Here is a 1,274-nt window from a genome sequence, read left to right as displayed (position 1 = left end):
GTCAGCGACGGCGCCTCCCTGGCCCCCCTCGCCCACGACCTGTCCACCGCCTACACCGCACGCCGCGACGGCACCACCCCGCAGTGGACGCCACTGCCAGTGCAATACGCCGACTACACCCTCTGGCAGCGCGAGGTCCTAGGCGAGGAGAGCGACCCGAACAGCGTCATCTCCCGCCAGATCGACTACTGGCGCACCACGCTGACCGCACTCCCCGAACAGTTGGAACTCCCCACCGACCGCCCCCGGCCGGCAGTGGCCACACACGAGGGCGACAGTGTTCCCTTCGCCTGGGACACCGACCTCCACCAGGGCATCACCCGTCTGGCGCGCGAACACCAGGTCAGTGTCTTCATGGTCGTCCAGGCCGGTATCGCCGCACTGCTGACCCGGCTCGGCGCGGGCACCGACATCCCCATCGGCTCGGCCATCGCCGGCCGGACCGACGACGCACTCGACAACCTCGTCGGGTTCTTCATCAACACCCTCGTTCTGCGCAACGACACGTCCGGCAACCCCACCTTCGCCGAACTCCTCGGGCGAGTGCGGAAGACGGACCTCGCCGCCTACACCCACCAGGACGTGCCCTTCGAGCGGCTGGTGGAGATCGTCAACCCCACGCGCTCGCTGTCGCATCACCCTCTCTTCCAGGTGATGCTCACGTTCCAGAACAACGACGCCGAACTGGAACTGCCCGGACTGACAGCGCAGCACTATGCGCTGGACGTTGCGTCGGCCAAGTTCGACCTCTCCTTCGACGTGGAAGAACAGCACGACAGCAGCGGTGCGCCATCAGGTGTACGGGGAGCGGTGGAATTCGCCACCGATGTCTTCGACCGGCAGACCGCCGAGAACGTCGCGGCGTGGTTGGAGCGGCTGCTGCGCAACGCCGTTGAGAACGCCGCGTGCCCCATCGAGGAGCTGGACATCCTCTCCGCGCAGGAGCGGGAGCTGTTGCTCCATGGGTGGAACGACACCGCCCGTGACGTGCCTGACGCCACGCTGGCCGAGCTGTTCGAGGCACAGGTGGCTCTGACCCCCGACGCGCCCGCCGTGGAGCACGACGGCACCGAGCTCACCTACACCGAACTCAACACCCGCGCCAACCAACTCGCCCACCACCTCATCGCCCAGGGCGCCGGGCCCGAGAAGTACGTGGCCATCGCGCTTCCCCGCAGTCTGGACCTGGTGGTGGCGATCCTGGCCATCGTCAAAACCGGCGCCGCCTACGTACCGCTGGACCTGACCTACCCCGCCGACCGCATCGCCTACAT

General features: G+C 67.6%; 1 protein-coding gene. It reads left to right on the top strand.

Going from position 1 to position 1,274, the window contains the following annotated elements; translation table 11 throughout:
• The coding region (locus ACZ45Z_RS33230) for a condensation domain-containing protein (RefSeq protein WP_468370608.1) at positions 1-1,274 on the top strand (1,274 nt) is incomplete at both ends.

Source organism: Streptomyces sp. NPDC031210 (assembly GCF_055570395.1).
Note: the sequence above shows the minus strand (reverse complement) of the source record. Positions and strands in the feature narration are given on the sequence as shown.